Source organism: Glycomyces sp. NPDC049804 (assembly GCF_040674615.1).
Taxonomy (GTDB): domain Bacteria; phylum Actinomycetota; class Actinomycetes; order Mycobacteriales; family Micromonosporaceae; genus Glycomyces; species Glycomyces niveus.
In genome coordinates, this window is record NZ_JBFAMQ010000002.1 from 105242 (window position 1) to 130207 (window position 24966).

The following is a 24966-nucleotide window of genomic DNA, read 5'->3' on the forward strand; positions in this document are numbered from 1 at the left end:
GTGTGATCTCTCTCTTGAGCGACCCCGCAGCCCAGTACCCGCAGTACGCCTCGCAGCCCCAGGCCCAGCCGAGTCAGCCGCAGCAGCAGCCCGCGTACCAGCAGCTCCTCCCCAGCGGCCCGGACCGCCCGACGCCCGTCGGGCTCGGGCTCGCCGGGGCGGGCCTCCTGCTCCTCGCGGTCGGCTCGCTGCTCCCCCAGATCTCGTTCAGCGGCAGCGACGCCGACGAGGTCGGCGGTTTCGGCATCGACACCGCCGGCGTCGGCCTCCCCGGCCTCGCGCCCGCGCTCGTCCTCATCGTCCTCGTCGGCTGGGCCGCCGCCGGGGTCAAGCCCGGCCTCGCCTGGGCCGCCAAGCTCGGCGGCATCGGCCTCGCCGCGATCACCGTCGCCGCCGCGCTCCACCCGGTCATCGAACTCAACGCCGCCTTCAACGGCGACGCCTGGGAGGACGCCGACCTCGATGTGAGCGCCACCGCCGGCGGCGGCATCTGGCTGTACATCCTGGCCGCCGCGCTGCTGGCCGGCAGCATCTTCCTGATGCGCTGGGCGCCCCCGAAGCAGCAGCCCGCCCAGCCCCAGTACGCGCCGCAGCCGTACCAGCAGCAGGCCCCGCAGACCACCCAGCTGCAGGTCCCGCCGCAGCAGGCCCAGCAGCCCAACACGTGGCCGGGCCACAACCCCTAAACGCGCCAGAGCAACAACGGCGGGGCCGCTCCCTCGAGAAGGGGAGCGGCCCCGCCGCGTTCGTTCGCGGGCCTCAGACTTCGAGGACGTGAGGCACGATCATCGGGCGGCGGCGGTAGGTGTCGTTGACCCACTTGCCGACCGTGCGCCGCAGGATCTGCTGGAGCTGGTGCGGGTCGGTGATGCCGTCCTGCGCCGCGCGCTCCATCGCGTCGTCGATGAGCGGCAGCACCCCGTCGAAGGCCTTGGGGTCCTCCGAGAAGCCCTTCGCCGACACCGTCGGGCCGCCGACGACCTTGCCGTTCTCGGAGTCGATCACCACGGTCGCGGCGATGAAGCCGCCGTCGCCGAGGACGCGGCGCTCGCTGAGCACCGGCTCGCCGACGTCGCCCACCGAGAGGCCGTCCACATAGATCAGGTTGTTCGGGACGTGCCCCACGAGCCGCGCGCGGCCGTCGATCAGGTCGACCACGTCGCCGTTCTCGATGACGATGACCTGGTCGGCCGGGACCCCGGACTCGATCGCGAGGCGCGCGTGCGCCTGCAGGTGCCGGGCCTCGCCGTGGACCGGGATCATGTTGGAGGGCTTGACGACGTTGAGCACGTACAGCAGCTCCCCCGCCGGGGCGTGGCCCGAGACGTGGACCTTCGCGACGTCCTTGTGGATCACCGTGGCGCCGGTGCGCGCGAGGCGGTTGATCACGCCGTACACGGCGGTCTCGTTGCCGGGCACCAGCGACGAGGCCAGGATGATCGTGTCCTCGGGCTCGACCGCGATGTGCCGGTGGTCGCCGGAGGCCATGCGGCCCAAGGCGCTCATCGGCTCGCCCTGCGAACCGGTGGACATGTACACGATCTCGTCGGCGGGCAGGCGCACCGCCTCGTCCATGCTCACCAGCAGGCCGTCGGGGACCTGCATGAGGCCGAGGTCGCGGGCGATCGCCATGTTGCGCACCATCGAGCGGCCCACGAACGCGACCTTGCGGCCGTGCGCGTGAGCGGCGTCCATGACCTGCTGCACGCGGTGCACGTGGCTGGCGAAGGACGCGACGATGATGCGGCCCTTCACATCCTCGAAGAGCTTGTCGAGCACGGGCCCGATCTGGCGCTCGGAGGTCACGAAGCCGGGGATCTCGGCGTTCGTCGAGTCCGAGAGCAGCAGGTCCACGCCCTGGTCGCCCAGGCGCGCGAACCCGGCGAGGTCGGTGATGCGCCCGTCGAGCGGCAGCTGGTCCATCTTGAAGTCGCCGGTGTGCAGCACCAGGCCGGCCTCGGTGCGGATCGCGACGGCGAGCGCGTCCGGGATCGAGTGGTTCACGGCCAGGAACTCGAGGCCGAACGGGCCGAGCTGCAGCGTCTCGTTCTCGGCCACGACGATCCCGGCGGGCTTGATGCGCCGCTCGCGGAGCTTGGCCTCCACCAGGGCGACCGAGAACTTCGAGCCGACGACCGGGATGTCGTTCTTGTGCTCGAGCAGGTACGGGATCGCGCCGATGTGGTCCTCGTGGCCGTGGGTCACGACGATGGCCTCGATGTCGTCGAGGCGGTCGAGGATCTGCGTGAAGTCCGGCAGGATCAGGTCCACGCCGGGCTGGTCGACGTCGGGGAAGAGCACCCCGCAGTCGACGATGAGCAGGCGGCCCTCGTACTCGAAGAGGGTCATGTTGCGGCCGATGGCGCCGAGGCCGCCGAGGGGGATGACGCGCAGCGCCCCCTCGGGGAGGGCGCCGGGCGCGCCGAGGTTCTTCGGTCGGGTCAGACCCATCAGGCCTCCTTCAGGTCGGCGAGGGCGGTGGCGATGCGGGCGCTGAGCTCGGCGTCGGCCGGGACGTGCGGCAGGCGCGGGTCGCCCGCGGGCAGGCCGAGGCCCTTGAGGCCGGCCTTGACGCCGACGAGCCCGGGGTTCTCGAAGAGGACTTCGGTGACCGGCAGGAGCGCGTCGTTGATCGCCGAGGCCTTCGCGATGTCGCCTTCGTCGAAGGCGTCGAACATGGCGTTGAGCTGGCGTCCGATGAGGTGGGCGGTGACGGAGACGATGCCGACCTGCCCGGTGGCGTACGCGGCGAGGTTGATCTCGTCGACGCCGCAGTAGACGGCGAGGCCGGTGGCGAGGCGGAGGCGCTGGCCGTGGACGACGTCGCCCGTGGCGTCCTTGACGGCGATGATGCGCTCGTGGCGGGCCAGGCGCTCGTAGGTGGCGTCGGCGATGCCGATGACCGAGCGGGGCGGGATGTCGTAGAGCATGACCGGCAGCTCGGTGGCGTCGGCGATGGCCTCGAAGTGCGCGGCGACGCCGTCCTGGGTGGGCTTGTTGTAGTAGGGGGTGACGAGCAGGAGCCCGTGGGCGCCGGCCTGCGCGGCGGCCTGGGCGAGGCGCACCGAGTGGCGCGTGTCGTACGTGGAGGCGCCGGCGATGACGTGGGCGCGGTCGCCGACGGCCTCGAGGACGGCCTCGATGACCTGGGTCTTCTCGGCGTCGGTGGTGACAGGGGATTCACCGGTCGTGCCGTTCACGACGAGGCCTTCGCAGCCCTGCTCGTCGACGAGGTGGCGGGCGAGGGCGGCGGTGCCGGGGACGTCGAGTTCGCCCGAGGGCGTGAACGGCGTGATCATGGCCGCGAGTGTTCGCCCGAAGGGGCGCGTTGCGTTGCGCATGTTGCTTTCACCAATGCTGGGTCCGGCGGCCGGGGCGCCTGCGCCCGGCCGCTCGCTGCGTTTTGTAACTGTCTCAAGTTTTTCCGCCGCACCACTGCGGTTCGGCGCTCGCGGCGGTGCCGGCGAGCCTTCCGAGCGGTGCGCGGATATGCGTCCGCGGCTCTAGCCCTCGGTGACGTAGGGGCTGGAGGCGACCTCGGTGCCGTCGTCGAGCTTCGTGATCTGGAAGTCGGCGAAGACGTTGGCGGCCTTCTCTTTGAGCTGCTTGAGGCATGCGATGGCCAGCGCCCGGATCTCGACGTCGGCGTGCTCGGAGGCGCGCATGGCGATGAAGTGCCGCCAGGCGCGGTAGTTGCCGGTCACGACGATGCGGGTCTCGGTGGCGTTGGGGAGTACTGAACGCGCCGCTTGGCGCGCTTGCTTTCGGCGCAGCGTGGGGTTGGCGACGTCGGCGAACTGCTTCTCGAGGCCTTCGAGGAGGTCGTTGTAGGCGCTCTGGGCGGCTTCGGCGGCGGCGAGGAAGCGCGCGTGGAGTTCGGGGTCGTTCGCGATGACGTCGGGTTCGACCATGGCGGCGTCGCGTTCGGGGACGTAGCGCTGGGAGAGCTGGGAGTACGAGAAGTGGCGGTGGCGGATCAGCTCGTGGGTGAGGGAGCGGGAGATGCCGCTGAGGTAGAAGCTGACGGTGCCGTGCTCGAGGACGGAGAGGTGGCCGACCTGGAGGATGTGCTCGAGGTATCCGGCGTTGGTGGCCGTCTTGGGGTTGGGCTTGGTCCAGGACTGGTAGCAGGCGCGGCCGGCGAATTCGGCGAGGGCTTGGCCGCCGTCGGCGTCGGTGTCCCAGGGGACGTCGGCCGGGGACTCGAAGTGCGTCCAGGCGATGAGTCGGACGTCCATCGGTACGATTTCGGGCATCCCCGCTCCCCCTCGTTTCATGTGCAATGCCTGTTAGTGCTGGTGCTCGACTCCCTGAGGGTACTCGGCTGCGGAGTGTGGTCCGGCACGCGCCCGGGTTCGGGCGGTGTCGGGGGGTGTGCGGGCGGTGGTGGTGGTTCGGATCGCAGTACCTGGTTTCACAGCGCCGCTTGACAGACGTCAGAAATGATGTCACCATGGTGTCATGGACTTGACGCCGTATATCGAATCGCTCCGCCGGAGCCTCACCGCTGCCGCCGCGCCCGGCGGCGAGGATGCCGCGCGGACCGCTGAACTGCTGGCCGAGGCGCTCGATGCGGGCGCTCGTCTGGCGCTCATGGAAGCACTCTCGGAGGCCGCCGCGGAGATCACCGCGGGGCTCGACCAGGCCGGTTCCTCGGCCTCGGTCGATCTGCGCGTGCGCGGCCGGGAAGTGGACCTGCAGGTGCGCGGCGGCGAGACCGCCGAGGCCGCGCCGCCGCCGGCCCCGCCGGTGGACGACGACGTCGCCCGCATCACGCTGCGTCTTCCCGAGTCGCTGAAGGAGGACGTCGAGAAGGCGGCCTCCTCCGACGGCGCCTCCGTCAACGCCTGGCTGGTGCGTGCGATCAACAACGCCGTCCACGCCTCGCGCACTTCGGGGCAGCCCGCCGGCGCGAAGTACAGCCAGCGCATCACCGGCTACGCCAGGGCTTAGGAGCACCGAGCAATGAACGAGTACACCGAATTCACCCATGACGGGCCGGTCACGGCGGCGATCACCCTCGCCGACGGGTCGGTCACCGTCACCGCGCACGAGCTCGACACCGTGCTCGTGGAGGTCAAGCCCGCGCAGCGCCGCTCGGAGGGCGACGCGGACGCCGCGGACCTGGCGCGCGTGGAGTTCGAGAATGGGCACCTGCGGGTCGTGGCGCCGGAGAAGGCGCAGAACTGGTTCTTCCGCAAGGAGATCGGCGTGCACCTCTCGGTGAAGGTGCCGGTCCGCTCGGAGGTCTCGGTCAAGACGACGTCGGCGCCGATCAGCCTGCACGGCAGGCTGGGCGCGGTCTCGATCAACACGGTCGCCGGTTCGGCGACGGTGGAGAACGCGACGAGCGTCCGCGCGAACACGGTCTCGGGTTCGATCAGCGTCATCGACGCGGTCGAGGACTTCCGGGCGAACACGGCTTCGGGACAGGTGCGGGCCGACCACGTCGGCGGGGACTTCTCCGCCAAGACGGTGGCCGGTTCGATCACGGCCGAGCGGGTCGACTCGAACGCGAACGTGAACACGCTGTCGGGCGGGATCGAGTTGAGCGCGCTGCGGTCCGGTTCGGTGCGGGCGAACACGGTCTCGGGCCGGATCAGCCTCGGGGTCGTGCCGGGCACGGACATCTGGGTGGACCTGGACGCCAAGGCGGGCTCGGTCACTTCCGAGCTGGCCACGGGCGACACGTCCCCGGCGCCGTCGAGCACGGGCACGAGCCTGGAGGTGCGGGCGCGCTCGGTCTCGGGCGACATCTACCTGCACCGGGCGAGCGCTTACGCGTAGCGCATCGATCAACACCCGCGAGAGGACCCGGTCGCCCGAGGCGGCCGGGTCTTTTCTCATACGTAGAAGAAGCTGAACGGCTCCCACGGCAGGTTGCGGGCGATGAAGAAGACGCCCCAGACGATGAGGAAGCCGGTGAGGGCGTTCGGGGTGAGGTGGAAGGTGGGGAGGCGCCAGGTGCGGCGCGCGACGAGGCGCGGCAGGGCCCAGGCGAGGTACATCCAGACGATGAACGGGGCGGCGAAGACGGCCATGAGGTGGTGGCGGGCGGCTTCGGGCAGGTTGAGGGTGGCGAGGTAGTAGAACGCGCGGGTGCCGCCGCAGCCGGGGCAGTCGAAGCCGGTGGCGACCTTGAACAGGCAGGTGCTCGGGCCGGTGTTGTCGGTCGGGTCCGTGACGACGATCCCGGCGGCGGCCGCCGAGACGCAGCCGAGGATCGCGAGCGGCGCGAACGCCGGGTGCCCGACGACGCCGGCGATCCAGCGCTGCACCGGGTTGCCGCGCTTGGGTTCCGGGGCCGGGCCGGGTTCCGGCGCCAGCGTGGCCTCATCGACTGCGCACACATCGCCTCCTCTCCGCAAAGCGTAGCGGGAGGAGGCGGGCGGGGTGGTTTCGCGGGCGAGGCGAGCGCGATCGGCGGCGTGCGGCCCCGTCGTTCGGCGCCTCGGGCGGACCCTCGGGTGCCGGTGCGCAGCGGCCCCGATACCAGGGTTGCGGACGGGGGCGACACCGGCTCCCGCGAGTCGGGCGAAAGCGCCGAATCAGCGCTTTATCGGGCCTAGGCTCGGGGCATGCTGGGTCTGCTCACTCGCCGCGTGCTCCTCGCCGCCGCCGCGCTCGGACTGCTCGTCACCACGTCCGGGTGCCTCCGGCTCGACCTCGGCCTGCAGGTGCGGCCCGACGACACCGTGGGCGGCGAGTTCACCGCCGCATGGAGCGACGAGTTCGTGGCCCGGGCGGCCGACCAGGGACTCGACCAGGCGCAGCTCGACGCGTTCCTCGACGCCCTCCTCGACGGCGTCCCCGGCACGGATCGCACCCCTTACGCCGAGGGCGGCTACACCGGTTACACCGCGACCTTCACGAACCGTCCCATCGCCGACTTCGCCGACTTCGGCGGCGACGACTGGGGCTACCTCCGCCTCGACCACAGCGGCCGCGAGTACACCCTCGACAGCCACTGGGACCTCCGCGCCGCCGGGTTCCTCGACCCGGCCGCGTTCGAGGACGCCGAGATCCTGCTCAGCGTCGACTTCCCCGCCCGCGTCACCGAGCACAACGGCGAGCTCGAGGGCCGCACCGTCACGTGGACCATGACGCCCGGCGACGAGTACGACCTCTCCGCCACCGCCGTCGAGAACGACGGGCGCGCGTTCCTCATCATCGGCATCGGGTTCGTGCTGGTCGCATGCGGTCTGCTGTGGCTGTGGCAGTGGCGGCGTTTGCGCCGCTTCTCGGTCGGCAACCCGTCCGCACAAGGCCGTTAGCTCAAGCACAAACCGTAGCCGTCTCCTGCACGGCCCGTATTCTGGTGAGCCTGTCGGCGTAACGGATCTATAACACCAGCGGGGAGGGCCGGTGACTCAATACGAGTCGAAGAGCAAGGGGCACAAGCAACACGACCCCGCGATGGAGTTGAGCATCGGGCAGGTGCTCGCCGCCGCGGGCGCCACCGTCCTCGGCGCGGTCCTCGCGAAACTCCTCGGCCTGTGGGGCACCCTCGCCGGCACCGCCGTCCTCAGCGTCTGCTCCTCCATCGGCGCGGTCCTCATCCTCCGCGCCATGCGCCGCACCGGCGAGAAGATCAAAGCGCAGATCACCGCGCTCGCCCCCGCCGCTCGAGGCAGGGCCCCGGCCGTGACCGTTCGGGTCGAGCCCGGCCGCGCCACCGCGACCGCGAAGATCCCCGACACCGAACGCCTTGCGGCGCTTCGGGACGAGACCGCCGTCCGCGACGGCGTCGCCCCCGAGGACACCGACGAGATCGTCGTCCCCGCAGCGCCCGCCCCCGAAGGCCACATCACGAAGACCCAGTCCAACAAGCGGACCCTCGTGGCCATCCTCGTCTCGAGCGTCCTCGTCTTCGGCCTCACCGTCGCCGCGCTCTACCTCATCGGTGCGCTCACCGGCGACCCCGAGCGGTTCGTCAGCGACGGCTCCGAGACCACCGTCATCGAGACGCAGGTCGAGAGCAGCGGACCCGAGACCACGACGACCACGGTGGCGCCCAGCGAATCCGCGAGCCCGAGCGAGCAGGCCACTTCGGAGTCGCCCTCCGCGAGCCCCAGCCCCAGCGAGTCCGCGACCGCCACCGAGTCGCCCAGCGCCTCCCCCACCCCCGACACCGGCACCGGCGGCTCCGACGAGACCGCCAGCCCCGCGCCGCAGACCAGCGCCACCCCCGAAAGCCCCGCCGCCGAATGAGCAGGCGAAAAGGGCGGCCCGCCGAAGCGGGCCGCCCTTGTCCACTCGCCTAGTCCAGGAGGTCGTCGAGGCCGATCGTCAGGCCCGGGCGCCCCAGGACCTCGCGCACCGCGAGCAGCACGCCGGGCATGAACGAGGCCCGGTCGAGCGAGTCGTGGCTGATCGCGAACCGCTCGCCGGGGCCGCCGAAGCGCACCTCCTGGCTCGCCACGTACCCGGCCGAGCGGACCGCGTGCACCCGCACGCCGTCGATCTCGGCGCCGCGGGCGCCCAGCGGGTCCGACTCGGTCGCGTCGGGCATGTCCGGCAGCCCGGCCTCGGCGCGGGCCGCCGCGATCACGCGCGCGGTGTGCACGGCCGTGCCCGAAGGCGCGTCGACCTTGCGCGGGTGGTGCGACTCGATGATCTCCGCGTGGTCGAAGTGCCTGGCCGCCTTCGCCGCGAACTGCATCATCAGCACCGCGCCGATCCCGAAGTTCGGGGCGATCACCGAACCGACCTCGGGGTCGGCCGCCAGGATCTCCCGGGCCGCCTCGAGGCGCTTCGCGTCGAAGCCCGACACGCCGACCACGGTGTGGATGCCGTGCTCGACGCACCACTCCAGGTTGCCCATCACGACGTCGGGCAGCGTGAAGTCCACGACCACGTCGACGCCCGCGAGCTTGTCCAGGGCCTCGTCGCGGCCGACGGTGGCGGCCAGCTCCATGTCCGCGGCGGCGTCCACCGCCTCGCACACGGCCTGGCCCATGCGCCCGTGCGCGCCGAGCACGCCCACCTTGATCATGCGAATTCCTTCTGGTCGAACGGCCCAACGGCCACGGTCGTCATCGGCTGCGACAGGATCGCGGCGGCCACGGCCCGGATCTGCTCCACAGTGACCGCCTCGATGTCCGCGATCTCCTGCTCCAGGCTCCAGTGGTCGCCGTACAGCAGCTCCTCGCGGCCCAGCCCGTTCATGCGCGAACCGGAGTCCTCCATCGCCAGCACCATGCCGCCCTTGGCCATGCCCTGGCCGCGCCGCAGCTCGGCCTCGGTGACGCCCTCGGCGGCCACCTTCGCGATCTCGGCGAGCACCAGCTCGCGCACCTGGTGGACCCTGTCAGGGTTCGATCCGGCGTAGACGCCGAACATGCCCGTGTCCGCGAAGTACGTCGAGAACGAGTACACCGTGTACGCCAGGCCGCGCTGCTCGCGCACCGATTGGAACAGCCGGGACGACATGCCGCCGCCCAGGATGTTGTTCAGCACCTCGAACGCGTCCTTGCGCGGGTCGTGCCGCGAGAACAGCCGGCAGCCCACGACCAGGTGCGCCTGCTCGGTGTCGTGCCGCTCGACCAAGAGCCGCTCGGGCGCGGGGAAGCGCTCCTCGTCGTGGCGGCGGGGGCGCGGCACGCCCGCGCCGCCCAGCAGCGGCGCGAACGCCTCCGACACGAGCTTCACGGTCTCGGCGTGGTCGACCCCGCCCGCGGCGCACACCGTCAGGTTCGGGGCCGTGTAGTGCTGCCGGTAGAAGTCGAAGATCTGGTCGCGGGTGAGCGCCCGGACCGTGTCCGGGTCGCCGGCGATGTCCCGGCCCAGAGCCCCGTCGCCGAACAGCGCCAGGGAGAACAGCTCGTGCACGACGTCCGAGGGCTCGTCGGCGGACGCCGCGATCTCCTCGAGGATCACGTCGCGCTCGACCTCGACATCGGCGGCGGTCACGAGCGAGTTGCACATGGCGTCGCCGAGCACGTCCACGGCCATCGGCAGGTCGTCGTCGAGCACCCGGGCGTAGAAGCAGGTCAGCTCCCGCGCCGTGTAGGCGTTCGACTCGCCGCCGACGGCCTCCACGGCCTCGGCGATCTCGGTCGCCGTGCGCTTCTCGGTGCCCTTGAACAGCAGGTGCTCCAGGAAGTGCGAGACGCCGGCGAGTTCGGGGGACTCGTCGCGGGAGCCCACGCCGACCCACACGCCCACCGAGGCGGAGCGCATGTTCGGCACGGATTCGGTGAGCACACGCAAACCGCCGGGCAGCACGGTCACTCGGACCGTGCCGCCCAGCGGATCGTCAATCAGCGTGTGAGTCTGGGGACGACTCATCTACTCTTCCGAGCCTCCGCCTTCGTCGCTGCGGCGGGTGCGGCGGCGGCGGCGCTCGCCGTCGCCCGAACCGCGCTCGCCGCGGTCGCCGCCGGAGCGCTCGCGGTCGCGGCGCGGGCCGCGGTCACCGCGGTCGCCCCGGTCCCCGCGGGACTCCTTGCGCTCGGCCGGACGGCCCTTCTTGTACCCCTCGGGCTCCTGGCCCTCCGGGTACACCTTGTCCAGGTAGATCTTGCCGCGGTTGTCGATGTCGCCGATCTCGACCTCGATCTTGTCGCCGACGCCCAGCACGTCCTCGACCCGCTCGACGCGCTTGCCGTCGCCGACCTTCGAGATGTGCAGGAGGCCGTCGCGGCCCGGCGTCAGCGAGATGAACGCGCCGAAGTCGGTGGTCTTGACGACCGTGCCCAGGAACCGGTCGCCCACGTTCGGCAGGGTCGGGTTCGCGATGGCGTTGATCGTCTCGACCGCGGCCTGGGCGGCCTCGCCGTTCTCCGCCGACACGTAGATCGTGCCGTCGTCCTCGACGGTGATGTCCGCGCCCGTGTCGTCCTGGATCTGGTTGATCGTCTGGCCCTTCGGGCCGATGATCGCGCCGATCTTGTCGACCGGGATCTTCAGGGTCGTGATGCGCGGCGCGGTCGCGGCCAGCTCGCCCGGCTCGCTGATCGCGTCGAGCATGACGTCGAGGATCGCGTGGCGGGCGTCGTTCGCCTGCTGCAGCGCCTGCGCCAGCACGTCCGACGGCAGGCCGTCGAGCTTCGTGTCCAGCTGCAGGGCCGTCACGAACTCGGCCGTGCCGGCGACCTTGAAGTCCATGTCGCCGTAGGCGTCCTCGGCGCCGAGGATGTCGGTCAGCGTGACGTACTTGGTCTCGCCGTCGACCTCCTCGGAGATGAGGCCCATCGCGATGCCCGCGACGGGGGCCTTGATCGGCACGCCGGCGTTCATGAGCGACATCGTGGACGCGCAGACCGAGCCCATCGAGGTCGAGCCGTTCGACGCCAGCGCCTCGGAGACCTGGCGGATCGCGTACGGGAACTCCTCGCGGCTCGGCAGCACCGGCACCAGGGCGCGCTCGGCGAGCGCGCCGTGGCCGATCTCGCGGCGCTTGGGCGAGCCCACGCGGCCGGTCTCACCGGTCGAGTACGGCGGGAAGTTGTAGTTGTGCATGTAGCGCTTCTTGCTGACCGGCGACAGGGTGTCGATGGCCTGCTCCATGCGCAGCATGTTCAGCGTGGTGACGCCCATGATCTGGGTCTCGCCGCGCTCGAACAGGGCCGAGCCGTGGACGCGCGGGAGGATGCCCGCCTCGGCCGCGAGCGGCCGGATGTACGCCGCGAGGCGGCCGTCGATGCGGACGCCCTCGGTGATGACGCGCCGGCGGACCAGCTTCTTGGTGAGCGAGCGCAGCGCGGCGCCCAGTTCGCCTTCGCGGCCTTCGAAGTCGGCGCCGAGCTTCTCGAGCATGAGCGACTTGACGCGGTCGAGCTCGTCCTGGCGGTCGGTCTTGTCCGCGATCTGCAGGGCCTGGTCGAGCTCGGCCGAGACGGCCGCCTCGACGGCGGCGTAGGCGTCGTCCTGGTAGTCGAGGAAGCGCGGGTAGTCGGCCTGCGGCTTCGCGGCGACGGCGGCCAGTTCGGCCTGGGCGCGCACGAGCTCGGCGATGACCGGCTTGGCGGCCTCGAGGCCGCCGGCGACGATCTCCTCGGTCGGCTTGGTGCCGCCGGCCGCGATGAGTTCGATGGTGTTCTCGGTGGCCTCGGCCTCGACCATCATGATGGCGACGTCGCCCGAGTCGAGGACCCGGCCGGTGATGACCATGTCGAAGGTGGCCTTCTCGATCTGCTCGAGGGTCGGGAAGGCGACCCAGGTGCCGTCGATGAGGACGATGCGGGTCGAGCCGAGCGGGCCCGAGAAGGGCAGGCCGGCGAGCTGGGTCGACATGGAGGCGCCGTTCATGGCGACCACGTCGTACTCGTCGCGGGCGTCGACGGCGAGGATGGTGCCGATGACCTGGACCTCGTTGCGCAGGCCGGTCTCGAAGGACGGGCGCAGGCCGCGGTCGATGAGGCGGCAGGTGAGGATGGCGTTCTCGCTCGGGCGGCCCTCGCGGCGGAAGAACGAGCCGGGGATGCGCCCGGCGGCGTACATCCGCTCCTCGATGTCGACGGTGAGCGGGAAGAAGTCGAAGTGGTCCTTCGGGTTCTTCGACGCCGCGGTGGTGGAGAGGACCACGGTGTCGTCCATCTGGACGATCGCGGAGCCCTGGGCCAGCTTGGCCAGGCGGCCGGTGCTGAAGACGATCTTGCGGGTGCCGAAGGCGCCGTTGTCGATCACGGCGGTGGCGTGGTGCTCCCCGAGGTTGAACGCCTCAGGTGTCCGTTCGTTATCGGACATAGAGTGTCGATCTCCTTATGCAGTTGCTGCACTGCGTAGTACGGAATGCGGTTCGCCTGCGCGCTATTCCGGTCTTCGATCGAAGCACTCGGAAGCTCGGCCCCGCTGCGTGCGGGACGTTCCGGATGCCACTACCGAGGACCGGGGCGGTCTCTGGCGAGCCGCGTCGCCGCCTCGCTGCGAGGCGCCGACGAGCAAGGTGCTGTCGAGCACGGTGCTCGACGACCAGCTTACGTTACCGGGCCGACGCTGCGGCATTGGCGAAGCAAAAGTGAGCCGCGACCGCCACCCGGCCGGGGGACGCGAAAGGGAGCGCCCCTCGCGGGGCACTCCCTTGTCAAGACCGCTGTCAGGCGTTGTCGCGGATGCCGAGGCGCTCGATGAGGCCGCGGTAGCGCGCGATGTCTTCCTTCTTCAGGTACTTGAGGAGGCGGCGGCGCTTGCCGACCAGGAGGAGCAGGCCACGACGCGAGTGGTGGTCGTGCTTGTGCACCTGGACGTGGGCGGTGAGCTCGCGGATGCGGGCGGTGAGGATCGCGACCTGGACGTCGGTGGAGCCCGAGTCGCCCTCGCCGGTCGCGTATTCCTTGATGATCTCGGCCTTCTTCTCAGCGTCGAGCGCCATGTTCGAACACCCTTTCATGAATTGCGGCCAACCCGCGGTGTCGAGCAGGCTGGTCGGTTGGACAACCTGTCCAGGCTAGCAGGGCGTCAGCCCAGGTCCAAGGCCCGGCGGGTGTCTGCGACGTCGGTCTCGATCTGCTTGATGAGCGGCTTGATCCCCTCGAAGGCGACCTGGCCGCGCAGGCGGGCGGTGAAGTCGAGGCGGACGCGCTCGCCGTAGAGGTCGCCGTCGAAGTCGAGGAGGTGGGCCTCGACGGTGCGGGCGGTGCCGTCGAAGGTGGGGTTGGTGCCGACGCTGATCGCGGCCGCGTGGCGGTGCGAGTCGTGGTGGAACCAGCCGGCGTAGACCCCGTCGGCGGGGACGGCCGCGCCGGGGGTCCATTCGATGTTCGCGGTCGGGAAGCCCAGGGCGGTGCCGCCGCGGCCGGCGCCGTGGACGACGGTGCCCTCGAGCCCGAAGTCGCGGCCGAGGACTTCGGCGGCGGCCGCGACCTCGCCGGCGGCGAGGAGGCCGCGCACGCGCGTGGACGAGAAGGGCTCCTCGTCCGAGGTCAGGCTCTGCGACAGGACCTCGAAGTCGAACTCCTCGCCGAGTTCGGCGAGCTTCTTGACGTCGCCGGCGGCCTTGTGGCCGAAGCGCCAGTTCTCGCCGACGACGACCGCTTTGGCGTGCAGGCCGCCGACGAGGACGTGCCGCACGAAGTAGTCGGGGCTCAGCTGGGAGAGCTCCTCGGTGAACGGCAGCACGCACACCGCGTCGACGCCGAGCGCGCCGAGCAGTTCGACGCGTCGCTCGATACCGGTGAGCTGCGGCGGCATCGCGTGCGGGGCGACCACGGCGGTCGGATGGGGATCGAAGGTGACGACGACGCAGCGGGCCTCGCGCTCGGCCGCGGCCTTGACGGCGGTGCGGACGAGGGCCGCGTGGCCGCGGTGCACCCCGTCGAACACGCCGATCGCGATGACGGAGGCGGGCCAGCCCTCGGGGGTCGCGTCTATTCCACGCCAGGTTTCCACGGTGCAGATCTTGCCACTCCCGCAAGGCGGGCGCCGCCCCGATCGGGCGGCAGTGATGCAAACGTGTTCCAGGCTCAGAGCATCAGTGACTGGTCGGCGTTGCCGCCGGAGGCGAAGATGAGGAGCAGCAGGACCAGACCGGCCACCACCAGCAGCATGCCGATGAAGAGCCATCCGGTGCTCGCGGGCTCGGCCAGGCGGGGCTGCTCTTCGGCGAGCGGTTCGGCGTGGTCGGGGTCCTGTCGGACCGGTTCGGCGAGGGTCCTGCGGAATTCCTCGGGCAGTTCTGCACTCATGCTCATGACGGGCTCCTACTGCGCTGTTCCTGTGGGTACTGCCGGGTGGGGGACCTCTCCATTGATTGTTGAGAAAACGTCGGCTATCCGACCGTCGTTTCCCAGAATCCGCCTGACAACAACCGCATTTCGCCCTCGTGGAAATTACACGGCCGTGAGCGCCCTACCACGCGAAACGTCCGGTAGCCGCCCGAAAGCCCGCCGCGGCCCCGACCCCGTGCCATGTTCATGTCTCAGGCAAAGAGAGATCGGAGGCCCGGCATGAACCGGAGAATCCCCGCCCTGCTCGCGGCGGGCGCACTGCTCGCGTCCGCCCTGACCGCGACCGTCGCGACGGAGGCCGACGCGGCCGCGACCGGCTGCGGACGCACCGGGAACTTCACCGTGTGCACCACGAACCCGAACGGCGCCAAGGACACCGCCATCGTCAACGAACTGACCCGGCAGGTCGACGCGACCGGGAAGGGCGACACCATCCGGCTCGCGGTGTACTACTTCTCGCTCGACAAGCCCATCGCGCCGCTCGCGGACGCGCTCGCGGCGGCCGAGAAGCGCGGCGTGGACGTCAGGGCCGTGTTCGGCACCCGCAACGACCGGCCCTCGCTCAACGACGCGGTGATCGCGAAGCTGAAGAACGCCGGGGCCTCGGTGCGCCAGTGCAGCGCCGGGTGCCTGCCGAACTCGGGCGGCACCAGGCAGGGGCCGATGCACAACCGGTTCTTCCTCATCGAGAAGGACGGCGCCCCCAACGTGCTCGTGACGAGCCTCAGCTTCGTCGGCTCGCAGCTGACCCAGGCGCACAACCTGCTCGGCGTCCACGGCGACCGCGCGGTCTTCGACTTCTACAGCGCGTACTGGAACCGCCTCTACGCCAAGAGCTGGGACGGCTGGACCGACGCGAACAAGGGCAAGACCGGCTCGATCGCGAAGGCGTGGGTGTTCCCGCGCTCGGCCGACCCGGTGGCGGCGGAGCTCTCGCAGATCACCGCCTGCGGCGAGGGCGACCGCGTCTGGGTCGGCCACGCGAACTTCCAGTCCAAGCGCCCCGAGGCGCGGGCGCAGCTCGACCGCATCCAGGGACTCGGCTGCCAGGTGCGGGTCGTCGTGCGCTCCGGGCCGACCGCCAGCCCCGGCTGGATCGAGGACAAGCTCGGGTCGGCCAACGTGCGGGTGCACGACGCGCACCGCAACAAGTACATCGTGGCCGAGGCCCAGTTCGGGGACAAGCACCGCGCGGTCGTGTGGACCGGCACCCACAACCTCAACGGCAACGGGCTCAAGCACTCCGACGACAACATGATCCGCGTGATGAACCAGACGGTGGCCGACCGGTACATCGCGCACTTCCAGGCCCTGTGGAGCGGCGCCCACTGAGCGGGAAGGGGCGGGGCCGCGCGGCCCGGCCCCGCCCCTCCTCTGGTTGTCTCGCTAACCCTTGACGGAACCCGCCAGGAGCCCGCGCACGAAGTAGCGCTGCAGCAGCAGGAACACCACGAGCGGGACGATGATCGCGATGAAGGCCGCGGCCGGAAGCCGCGTCCAGCCGAAGCCCCAAGTTCCGGCCATGTCGCCGAGCACGGCGGTGAGCGGCCTGGTGGCCTCGCCGCCGCCGAAGGTGCGGCCGACCAGGAAATCGTTCCACACCCAGAGGAACTGGAAGATCGCGATCGAGGCGATCGCAGGTGTCACGAGCGGCAGGACCACTTTTCGGAAGATCTGCGAGTGGCTGGCGCCGTCGATCCGGGCCGCCTCCATCACATCGCCCGGAAGCTCCCGCATGAAGTTGTGCAGCAGGAAGATCGCCAGCGGCAGACCGAAGATCGAGTGCGCGATCCAGACTTGCACGATCGTGTTCACGCCGGAGAGGTTCCAGGCGGGCATGATCGTCAGGTCGCCGAGATGCAGGCCCTGGCTGAAGAAGGACAGGAGCGGGATGAGCGCCATCTGGAGCGGCACCACCTGCAGCGCGAAGATCGCGATGTACAGGAGGCTGCGACCCTTGAAGTCGATCCAGGAGAGCGCGTAGGCGGCCATCGCGGCGAACGCGACCGGCACGAGCACGCCGGGGATCGTGATGACGATGGTGTTGACGAGGTTGCGGATCAGACCGCCGCCCTGCGAATCCGAGTAGAGGACGTAGTTGTAGGTGTCCAAAGTGAAGCTCGGGTCGGTGAACACGGTCCACCAGCCCGAAGCGCGGATGTCGTCCTCGGGCCGCAGCGACGAGATGAACAGGCCCGCGGTCGGGATGGTCCACAACACCGCGATGACCAGCGCGAAGGCGCTGGCGACACGGCTCGAGAGCACTCGGCGGACGCGTTCGCCGCGGCTCTCCGCGATCGGGCGGCCCTTCGCCGGCGCCTGGGTGTCAGTGCTCATCGGCCCTCCAGTTCCTGGCGGCGCATGTTGCGCACCTGATAGATGACGACGGGTACGACCAAGGCGAACAGCAGCACGGCCATGGTGGCGCCGCGTCCGTCGTTGCCGAGGCGGAACGCCTGGTCCCACATGTTGTGGGCCAGGACGTCGGTGCCGTGGTGGCCGCCGGTCATGGCCCGCACGATGTCGAACAGCTTGAGCGTGGCGATGAAGACGGTCACGGCGACCACGATGATCGCCGAGCGGATCGAGGGGACGGTGACGCTCCAGAAGATCTGGGTCGGGCTCGCGCCGTCGATGCGGGCGGCCTCGATGATCTCGGTCGGCACGCCCTTGAGCGCCGCCGAGAGGACCACGGTGGCGAAGCCGACCTCGATCCAGATGAGCACCACCATGAGCAGGAGGTTGTTGAGCACTGAGACGTTGAGCCAGTTGACCGGGTCGAGACCGAACCAGGTGCGGACTTGGTTGGCCAGACCGATCTGCTCACCGGAGGCCTTGTACTGGTAGACGAACTTCCAGATGATGGAGGCGCCCACGAAGGAGATGCCCATCGGCAGGAACACGAGGGCCTTGTAGGTGCGTTCGCCGCGGCGACCGTCGATGAGGACGGCGTACACCAGGCCGATGCCGGTGGACAGCAGCGGGACGATGACGATCCATGCCGCGGTGTTGGCGATGGTCTGCAGGGCGTCGGGGTTGGTGAAGGCCCACTTGTAGTTGTCGATGCCCACGAACGCGGTGCCGTCGGCGCTGAAGGTCGACATGACGAGAGTGCGAACGGCAGGGTAGACGAGCCCGACGGCCAGGAAGAGGACCGCGGGGGCCAAGAACACGGTCGCGACCGCGCGGCTGCGGTCGCGGCGGGAGGCGAGCTCGGCGAGGCCGTAGAGGGCGAGCAGGATCGCCACGAAGGCGACCAGTCCGACGGCCAAGAGTCCGAACCGGTCGGTGAGAGCGGAGATGTTCACGTTGTGCGACTCCAGTTGTCCGTGCCGGTCGACGGCTTGCGGGCGGCGCCGAAACGGCAATGGGCCGAGCGGGGCCGGGACCCCGCTCGGCTTACTGTCGGGTACACGGGCAGCGCTCTACGGCCAGGAGGCCTCGATGTCGTCGGCCATCTGCTGGCTGGTCTTGTCGCCGTCGACCCACTGAACCATGCCGGTCCAGAAGGAGGAGGCGCCGACCTCGCCCGGCATGAGGTCCGAACCGTCGAAGCGGACGGTCACGGCGGGGTCGGTCAGGATCTCGGTGGCGAACTGGTTGATCGGCGTGGTGGCGTTGGCCGGGTCCACGCCCTGGCGGGCGGTGCTCCACGGGCCGGTCTGGAGACGGGCGTTGTGGTAGAGCTCCGAGGCCAGGAACTGGCGGACCATCTCAGTGGGCTCGGAGTCGGAGAAGGCGGCCACGAACTCGCCGCCGACGAGCATGGTGTTGTCGCCCTCGTTGGACTCGGGGAAGCGGAACGCGAACACGTCGCCGTCTTCGGCCACGTTCGTGTCGGCGGGCCACATCGCACCGTAGAACGACGCCTGGCGGTGCATCGCGCAACCGCCGTCGAGGATCGGGTACGCGGCCTCCTGGAACGCCGTCGAGCTGATGGTGTCGGTGCCGTTGTAGATGTACTCCTCGTTCGTGAGGATCGTCCCGGCCTTGTCGATCGCGGCGACGATCTGCGGGTCGTTGAACGGGATCTCGTGGTTGACCCACTGGTCGTAGAGGTCCGTGCCCTGACGGAGGACGATGTCCTCGATCCAGTCGGTGCCCGGCCAGCCGGTGGCGCCGCCGGATTCGAAGCCGACGCACCACGGCATGACGCCGTCGGCGGCGATCGTGTCGGAGAGCGCGATGAGCTCGTCCCATGTGGTCGGGACCTCGTAGCCGTTGTCGCTGAAGAACGACGGCGAGTACCAGATGAAGGACTTGGCGTTCGACGAGTTCGGCGCGGCGTAGAGCGTGCCGTCGATGGTGCCGTAATTGAGCCAGTCCTCGGTCCAGCCCTCGGTGGCGAGCTTGCTGACCTCGTCGGAGGCCGGCTTGAGGTCGGCGGCGAAGTTGGCCATGAGCCCGGGCTGCGGGAACAGCGCGATGTCGGGGGCGTTGCCGCCGTCGACGCGGACTTTCATGTCCGATTCGAACTCGCCGGAGCCCTCGTAGTCGATGGTGGCGCCGGTGCAGGACTCGAAGTAGCTCCAGGCCTCCATCATCTCGTCCGCCTCGGTGTCGCGGATCGAGCCGAGAATGGAGACCGTCTCTCCTTCGAGATCGCCGTACTGCTCGTAGTTGGCGCAGTCGGTGGCGTCGTCGGGGACCGCTCCGCGGTCCTCGCTCTCATCGTCCGGAGCGCCGCAGGCGGTTGCGGCGAGCGCGATGGCACTGGCGGCAGCCGCAAGGCAGGAGATCTTTCGTGTCTTGCTCATCGGGGTTTCCCTCTCTTCGCAGTTTGGTGCCCCCGGCGCGTCCGACTGCCTCCCTGTCCCCACCTGCTGGGAATCGCTCTCACGAGTTCCGCCCCTGGCGGGGACTGCCTCACCCGCCGTTGGGGCGACGCTGGCAATGGTGCTCTGGGTAACACTGAATGTCAAGTGTGCATTGCTGAATCGTTACCGGGCGCAATTGGATCGATATCTGTCGACACCGCATTCATGGGAGCGATACCAATGACGTATCATTCCGAGGCCCGGCAACCGACCGCTGTTCAATAAAATACAGCCGATAGTTCGCGAAAGGTGCGAATCGATGACGCAGCTGACTTTCCCGCAGGGCTTCCTGTGGGGGACCGCCACGGCCTCCTACCAGATCGAGGGCGCGGCGGGCGAGGACGGCCGGGGCCCGTCCATCTGGGACACGTTCTCGGCCACCCCCGGCAAGACGTGGCGCGGCCAGTCCGGCGCCGTGGCCTGCGACCACTACCACCGCGTCGACGAGGACGTCGCCCTCATGGCGTCGCTCGGCGTCGACACCTACCGCTTCTCGATCGCGTGGCCGCGCATCCAGCCCGACGGCACCGGGCCGGCCAACCCCAAGGGCCTGGACTTCTACGACCGGCTCGTCGACAAGCTCGTCGCGGCCGGGATCAAGCCGATGCCGACGCTCTACCACTGGGACCTCCCGCAGTCCTTCGAGGACCGCGGCGGCTGGCCCGAGCGGGAGACCGCCGAGCGCTTCGCCGACTACGCCGCGATCGTCGGCGCCCGCCTCTCCGACCGCGTCCACACCTGGTGGACCCTGAACGAGCCGTGGTGCTCGGCGTTCCTCGGCTACGGCAACGGCCACCACGCGCCGGGCCGCACCGAGCCCGCCGCCGCGCTCGCGGCCGTGCACCACCTCAACCTCGCGCACGGCCTCGCCGTGCAGGCGCTGCGCGGCGCCGGGGCCGAGCAGGTGTCCATCGTGCTCAACCCGACCCAGTGCCGCGGCGAGGAAGAGGCCGTGCGGGTCGTGGACGGCATCGCGAACCGGGTGTTCTTCGACCCGATCCTGCTGGGGCAGTACCCGGCCGACGTCATCGAGCGCACGCAGCACCACACCGACTGGTCCTTCGTCAAGGAGGGCGACCTCGAGGCGATCAACCAGCCGATCGACGTGCTGGGGATCAACTACTACAGCCCGACCTGGCTGCGCGCCAAGCCGGGCGAGCCGGAGAGCGACGTCGGCCCGGGCACGATCGGGGTCGAGACCTACACGCCGGACGGCCTGGAGTTCACCGACATGGGCTGGGCGGTCGACGCCACGGGCCTGACGGACCTCCTGGTGCGCATCCACAAGGACTACGGCATCGCCACGATGATCACCGAGAACGGCGCGGCCTACCCGACCGGTCCGGGCGAGGACGGCGAGGTCCACGACGAGGAGCGCGTGGCGTACCTCCGCTCGCACATCGCGGCCGTCCACGACGCGATCGAGGCCGGCGCCGACGTGCGCGGCTACACCGCCTGGTCGCTCATGGACAACTTCGAGTGGGCCTTCGGCTACGACAAGCGCTTCGGCATCGTCCACGTCGACTACGCCACCCAGCAGCGCACCCCGAAGGACAGCGCGAAGTTCTACTCGAAGGTCATCGCCGACAACGGCCTCGACCGCTAGGCGAGCGCGTCCCGGATCCGACGCACCGCCCGCTCCGGGTCATGGGCGCGCATGACCGCGCCCATGACCGCGACCCCCGCCGCGCCCGCTGCCCTCGCGGCGCGGGCCCGGTCGGGGCCGTCGACGCCGCCGAGCGCGTACACCGGGATCGGGCTCGCCGCGCACGCTTCCCGCAGCGCGGCGGGCCCGATCGCCGGTCCGTAGCCGGGTTTGGAGTCAGAGGGCCAGACCGGCGAGTAGGTGCAGTAGTCGAGGCCCGGGTCGATCGGCTCGCCCGCGTGGACGGAGCGGCCGACGATCCCGGGGCGCGGGTCGGGCATCGGGAACCGCGACGAGAGGTGCGCGGCCGCCACCGGTCCTTCGGGGTTGCTGACGATGAGCAGTCCCCCGGCGGCGTCGAGGTGCGGCTGCAGCGCCGCGGCGAGCGCGACCCGCTCGTCCCACCGCAAGTGCTTGTCGCGCAGCACGAGCGCGAAGGGTCCTCCTTGGAGGGCGAGCGCGACCTGGGCGGCGAGCGGCCGGGGGCAGGCGGGCAGGTCGGAGACGACGAGGAGCCGGTGTTCCACGCTCCGACCATAGCCGCGCGTGCGGCCGCTGAGGCGGGAGTCCCTTCGCGCCCGAGTCGCCTTTACTTCCTGGTTTTAACGCTTATGTATCGGTCCACGTCTCGAACTTGCGTAATTCACGACACAGGTGCGAAACTTCATGGGATGAACATCGGCGATCAAATCAACGGGCTGCGCACCGAAGGGGAGCGGATCGCTGTCGCTGGTGGAGAACTCGCATTGAACGCGAGTGTGCCCACCTGCCCGGGCTGGAACGTCAAGGACCTCTTGACCCACATCGGGACCGTCCATCGTTGGGCGGCGGCGATCGTGGGCGAAGCGTTGCCTTACGATCCACGGAAACAGGAGTTCCAGCGCATCGTGGGGCCTTTGCCGCACGACGACCTGCTGGTCGACTGGGTCCGCGAAGGGCTCCTGCGGCTTGCGGCCACACTGGAGGCCGCGCCCAGCGGACTCCAGTGCTGGCAGATGTTCCCCTCCGAGTCGTCGCGCCGCTTCTGGGTCCGCAGGCAGGCCCACGAGACCACCATCCATCGAGTCGACGCCGAACAGGCCCGGGGCGACGAGATCTCACCGATCTGCCCCGAGTTCGCGGCGGACGGCATCGACGAGCTGCTCCTGGGCTTCCACGGCAGACCGTCGAGCCGGGTGCGGGCGCTGCGGCCGTCCGTGCTCCACATCCACGCCACCGATCTGCCGCCGGGGCGCGGCGACTGGTACATCCACCCCACCGACACGGGCCCGCTCGTGACGTTCAGCGAGGTCGAGACCCCGCACTGCGTCATCGAAGGCCCGGTGGAGCTCCTGTACCTGGCGCTGTGGAACCGGCTGCCGTTCGACGACCTCCTGGTCCGCGGAGACCCGGCACTGCTCCACTTGTGGCGCAATTACTCCGCGGTCCGGTGGGTCGATCCGGTGGACGTCTGAACCGTTCTCACTGTGGGCTACTGGAGCGCTACAGCACGGAGCCGCAGGTAGCCGACCGGGCATAGTCCGACATGTCCGGACGAAGGGGTCAGGGCGCGCTGCTGCGCGGCATCGGGGTCGCGGGATCGTAAGCTCACGTTCGTGAACCAGGACTCGCTGAAGCACAGCCACTCGATTCCGAACGACGCCGTCCCGCGCGCCGCGCTGTGGATCCTGGTCCCGGCCGCGGTCGCGACCGTCCTGGGCCTGATCCTGCTGTGGCCCACGGGGGTCGAGGACGCCTCGAGCATCGACGCGTACGGGACCGAGGTCGACGGCCACGTCATCGCGATCAACGAGACCGAATGCGACGAGGCCGACGCGGAGCTCAACGAGCAGCTGCAGGTGACGGTGTGCGGCGACGTGGTCGTGCGGCTCCTCACCGGGGAGCACGCCGACCAGGAGACGATCGTCGACATCCCCAGCGGCCCAGGGGCTCCCGTCGTCGAGGTCGGCGACGACGTCATCCTCATCTACACGCCCGACTCGGTCTCGGGCCAGCAGTACCACATCATCGACCACGACCGGGCCAGCGCGCTGTGGGCGCTCGCGATCGCGTTCGCGCTCGCGGTGGTCGCGTTCGGGCGCTGGAAGGGCGTGCGGTCGCTGGTGAGCCTCGCGCTCACGTTCGCGGTGGTGCTGCTGTTCATGGTCCCGGCGATTCTCGACGGGTCCTCGCCGATCCTCGTCGCGGTCGTCGGCTCGGCCGCGATCATGCTCCTCTCGCTCTACTTGGGACACGGCTGGAACCGGACGACCACCGTGGCGGTGGTGGGGACGCTCGCGTCGCTCATCGTGACGGTGCTGCTCGCCGAGGCGGCCGTGAACCTCACGAAGCTCAACGGGGTCCTGGACGAGAACACCACGAACCTCGCGATGCAGTACCCGATCGACATGTCGGGCCTGCTCCTGGCGGGCATCCTCATCGGCGCGCTCGGCGTGATCGACGACGTGACGGTCTCCCAGGCCGCCACAGTGGACGAGGTCGCGAAGGCGAACCCGAAGTGGGGCCCGGCGCGGCTGTTCAAGTCGGGGATGCGGGTCGGGCGCGACCACCTGACCTCGGTGGTGAACACGCTCGTGCTCGCGTACGCGGGCGCGTCGCTGCCGCTGCTGGTGCTCATCGCCGCGGCCAACCGGCCGCTGGAGCAGGTGCTCACGAGCCAGATCATCGCCACCGAGATCGTGCGGTCGGTGGCGGGCACGCTCGGCCTCATCGCGGCCGTGCCGATCACGACCTGGCTCGCCGCGTACCTGGCGCGCTGGCAGCCGAAGCCGAGGGAGCCGAAGGCCCCCAAGGAGGCGCCGCGGCCCAAGCCGAAGCCGGAGGCCGCCGGGACGTGGGACGAGGGCGAGTCGCCGTACCCGCCTTCACATCTGCGTTAGCCGCGCCTCTCAGAAGCGCTCGGCGGCGGCCATGAGCTTCCTGGCCGACTGGTGCAGGGCCTGGAGGACGGTCATCACCGCCGGGCGGCCCGTGGAGGCCGTCCGGTGGACCACGTAGACCTCCCGGCCCGGCAGGTCTTCGGCGACCTTCCGCACGGCCACGTCCTTGCGTTCGGCGGCGGCCATCCACGGCGCGACCGTCACGCCGAGGCCTTTGGCGACGAGGGTGAGGATCGTGTCGAGCCCCTCGAACTCGGAGACGGGCGCGCTGATGCCCTCCGCCCGCCACAGCCGCGCCAGCGCCATCCGCGACGGCTCGCCCTCCGGGGAGGCGATCCAGGACTCCCCCGCGAGCTCGTGCGCGGACAGGACCTCCTTGTCCGCCAAGGGGTGCCGGACGGGCAGGACGGCCACGAGCGGGTCGTTCACGAGGTGGTGGAAGGTGAGCGGGCCGGCGGTGGCCGGGCGGCGCTGGCCCGACCAGTCGTCGATGAGCGCCAGGTCGATCTCGCCGGAGCGGACGCGCGCCAGGGACTCGGAGACGGTGTGCTGCTGGAGCAGGACCATCTGGAGCTCGGGGTAGCGGCGGAGGCGGCGCACGATGGGGCCGGCGAGGGCGACGGCGACGGTGGGGAACGCGGCGACGGTGACGCGCCCGCGGGGTTCGGCGGACTCGGCGGCGAGGTCGGTCTCGGCGGCGTCGATGGCCTCGAGGATGTGGGCGGTGTGGGCCACGAGGCGGCGTCCGGCGTCGGTCAGCTGCGCGGAGCGGGCGGTGCGTTCGAGGAGCGAGACGCCGGTCTCCTTCTCCAGGGCGGCCAGCTGCTGGGAGACCGCGGAGGCGGTCTGGCCGGTCGCCGCGGCAGTGGCGGTTATCGATCCCTGGGCCGCGAATTCGTAGAGCAGCCGCAGGCGGCGCACGTCGAGCATAAGGAAATCTTACCCTCGGCGAAAGG

General features: G+C 70.2%; 24 protein-coding genes. 9 read left to right on the forward strand and 15 right to left on the reverse strand.

The features are described 5' to 3' along the window. Positions 1-14 precede the first annotated feature (14 nt). Positions 15-686: a hypothetical protein gene (locus AB0K52_RS02925; RefSeq protein WP_363525307.1), complete on the forward strand. Its 672-nt coding sequence runs from the start codon at positions 15-17 to the stop codon at positions 684-686. A 73-nt stretch (positions 687-759) separates the two neighbouring features. On the opposite strand, the gene AB0K52_RS02930 is transcribed toward AB0K52_RS02925, so the two are convergent. From AB0K52_RS02930 to thyX, 3 genes are all read right to left on the reverse strand, one after another. Then, positions 760-2451, reverse strand: coding sequence for a ribonuclease J (locus tag AB0K52_RS02930; protein ID WP_363525310.1), 1692 nt, complete (start codon positions 2449-2451; stop codon positions 760-762). Beyond that, positions 2451-3299, reverse strand: a complete 849-nt coding sequence (gene dapA, locus AB0K52_RS02935) for a 4-hydroxy-tetrahydrodipicolinate synthase (RefSeq protein WP_363525315.1) — start codon at positions 3297-3299, stop codon at positions 2451-2453. The genes AB0K52_RS02930 and dapA overlap by 1 nt, the downstream gene beginning before the upstream one ends. 204 nt (positions 3300-3503) lie before the next feature. Continuing rightward, complete coding sequence (gene thyX / locus AB0K52_RS02940; RefSeq protein ID WP_363525318.1) at positions 3504-4256, reverse strand: FAD-dependent thymidylate synthase; 753 nt, start codon at positions 4254-4256, stop codon at positions 3504-3506. A 205-nt stretch (positions 4257-4461) separates the two neighbouring features. Between thyX and AB0K52_RS02945 the strand changes: the two genes are divergently transcribed. Further along, positions 4462-4953, forward strand: a complete 492-nt coding sequence (locus tag AB0K52_RS02945) for a hypothetical protein (protein ID WP_208496523.1) — start codon at positions 4462-4464, stop codon at positions 4951-4953. Positions 4954-4965: 12 nt separating this feature from the next. Next, positions 4966-5787, forward strand: a complete 822-nt coding sequence (locus AB0K52_RS02950; RefSeq protein ID WP_363525320.1) for a DUF4097 family beta strand repeat-containing protein — start codon at positions 4966-4968, stop codon at positions 5785-5787. A gap of 56 nt (positions 5788-5843) precedes the next feature. Here AB0K52_RS02950 and AB0K52_RS02955 read toward each other — a convergent pair whose 3' ends face one another. Continuing rightward, complete coding sequence (locus tag AB0K52_RS02955) at positions 5844-6350, reverse strand: DUF2752 domain-containing protein (protein WP_363525323.1); 507 nt, start codon at positions 6348-6350, stop codon at positions 5844-5846. Between the two features lie 228 nt (positions 6351-6578). Here AB0K52_RS02955 and AB0K52_RS02960 point away from each other — a divergent pair, with 228 nt between their 5' ends. Together AB0K52_RS02960 and AB0K52_RS02965 are read left to right on the forward strand one after the other, a co-directional pair. Further along, on the forward strand, positions 6579-7274 hold the full coding sequence (locus AB0K52_RS02960) for a hypothetical protein (RefSeq protein WP_363525325.1): 696 nt from the start codon (positions 6579-6581) through the stop codon (positions 7272-7274). 91 nt (positions 7275-7365) lie between these two features. Beyond that, a complete protein-coding gene (locus AB0K52_RS02965; protein WP_363525328.1) occupies positions 7366-8211 on the forward strand; it encodes a hypothetical protein in 846 nt (281 codons plus the stop codon). A 49-nt stretch (positions 8212-8260) separates the two neighbouring features. Here the strand turns inward: AB0K52_RS02965 and dapB are convergent, their stop codons facing one another. The 6 genes from dapB to AB0K52_RS02995 form a co-directional block, all read right to left on the reverse strand. Beyond that, positions 8261-8995, reverse strand: a complete 735-nt coding sequence (gene dapB / locus AB0K52_RS02970) for a 4-hydroxy-tetrahydrodipicolinate reductase (protein ID WP_363525331.1) — start codon at positions 8993-8995, stop codon at positions 8261-8263. After that, positions 8992-10290: a pitrilysin family protein gene (locus AB0K52_RS02975; RefSeq protein ID WP_363525334.1), complete on the reverse strand. Its 1299-nt coding sequence runs from the start codon at positions 10288-10290 to the stop codon at positions 8992-8994. Before AB0K52_RS02975 ends, dapB begins: the two co-directional genes overlap by 4 nt. After that, positions 10291-12690, reverse strand: coding sequence for a polyribonucleotide nucleotidyltransferase (locus AB0K52_RS02980; RefSeq protein ID WP_363525337.1), 2400 nt, complete (start codon positions 12688-12690; stop codon positions 10291-10293). Positions 12691-13039: 349 nt separating this feature from the next. Continuing rightward, positions 13040-13315: a 30S ribosomal protein S15 gene (rpsO, locus tag AB0K52_RS02985; RefSeq protein ID WP_208496515.1), complete on the reverse strand. Its 276-nt coding sequence runs from the start codon at positions 13313-13315 to the stop codon at positions 13040-13042. Positions 13316-13401: 86 nt separating this feature from the next. Further along, a complete protein-coding gene (locus AB0K52_RS02990; protein ID WP_363525341.1) occupies positions 13402-14331 on the reverse strand; it encodes a bifunctional riboflavin kinase/FAD synthetase in 930 nt (309 codons plus the stop codon). 74 nt (positions 14332-14405) lie between these two features. Next, positions 14406-14633, reverse strand: a complete 228-nt coding sequence (locus AB0K52_RS02995; protein WP_363525344.1) for a hypothetical protein — start codon at positions 14631-14633, stop codon at positions 14406-14408. Positions 14634-14888: 255 nt separating this feature from the next. Here AB0K52_RS02995 and AB0K52_RS03000 point away from each other — a divergent pair, with 255 nt between their 5' ends. After that, positions 14889-16001 carry a phospholipase D-like domain-containing protein gene (locus AB0K52_RS03000; protein ID WP_363525347.1) on the forward strand — a complete coding sequence of 371 codons (1113 nt, stop codon included), beginning with the start codon at positions 14889-14891 and terminating at the stop codon, positions 15999-16001. 54 nt (positions 16002-16055) lie between these two features. Here the strand turns inward: AB0K52_RS03000 and AB0K52_RS03005 are convergent, their stop codons facing one another. The 3 genes from AB0K52_RS03005 to AB0K52_RS03015 form a co-directional block, all read right to left on the reverse strand. Continuing rightward, positions 16056-17006 (reverse strand): carbohydrate ABC transporter permease, encoded by a 951-nt coding sequence (locus AB0K52_RS03005; protein WP_363525349.1) that lies wholly within the window; start codon positions 17004-17006, stop codon positions 16056-16058. Beyond that, positions 17003-17977, reverse strand: a complete 975-nt coding sequence (locus AB0K52_RS03010) for a sugar ABC transporter permease (RefSeq protein ID WP_363525352.1) — start codon at positions 17975-17977, stop codon at positions 17003-17005. The genes AB0K52_RS03005 and AB0K52_RS03010 overlap by 4 nt, the downstream gene beginning before the upstream one ends. 117 nt (positions 17978-18094) lie before the next feature. Beyond that, positions 18095-19426, reverse strand: a complete 1332-nt coding sequence (locus AB0K52_RS03015) for an ABC transporter substrate-binding protein (protein ID WP_363525355.1) — start codon at positions 19424-19426, stop codon at positions 18095-18097. Between the two features lie 319 nt (positions 19427-19745). On the opposite strand from AB0K52_RS03015, the gene AB0K52_RS03020 reads away from it, so the two are divergent. Continuing rightward, on the forward strand, positions 19746-21092 hold the full coding sequence (locus AB0K52_RS03020) for a GH1 family beta-glucosidase (protein WP_363525358.1): 1347 nt from the start codon (positions 19746-19748) through the stop codon (positions 21090-21092). Here AB0K52_RS03020 and AB0K52_RS03025 read toward each other — a convergent pair. Next, positions 21089-21658, reverse strand: coding sequence for a thiamine phosphate synthase (locus tag AB0K52_RS03025; protein ID WP_363525361.1), 570 nt, complete (start codon positions 21656-21658; stop codon positions 21089-21091). The genes AB0K52_RS03020 and AB0K52_RS03025 overlap by 4 nt on opposite strands. A 144-nt stretch (positions 21659-21802) precedes the next feature. Here AB0K52_RS03025 and AB0K52_RS03030 point away from each other — a divergent pair, with 144 nt between their 5' ends. Next, positions 21803-22585, forward strand: coding sequence for a maleylpyruvate isomerase family mycothiol-dependent enzyme (locus tag AB0K52_RS03030; protein WP_208496507.1), 783 nt, complete (start codon positions 21803-21805; stop codon positions 22583-22585). A gap of 141 nt (positions 22586-22726) precedes the next feature. Continuing rightward, positions 22727-24010 (forward strand): YibE/F family protein, encoded by a 1284-nt coding sequence (locus AB0K52_RS03035; RefSeq protein WP_363525364.1) that lies wholly within the window; start codon positions 22727-22729, stop codon positions 24008-24010. Between the two features lie 9 nt (positions 24011-24019). Here the strand turns inward: AB0K52_RS03035 and AB0K52_RS03040 are convergent, their stop codons facing one another. After that, positions 24020-24940, reverse strand: a complete 921-nt coding sequence (locus AB0K52_RS03040; RefSeq protein WP_363525367.1) for a LysR substrate-binding domain-containing protein — start codon at positions 24938-24940, stop codon at positions 24020-24022. Between the last annotated feature and the right edge of the window lie 26 nt (positions 24941-24966).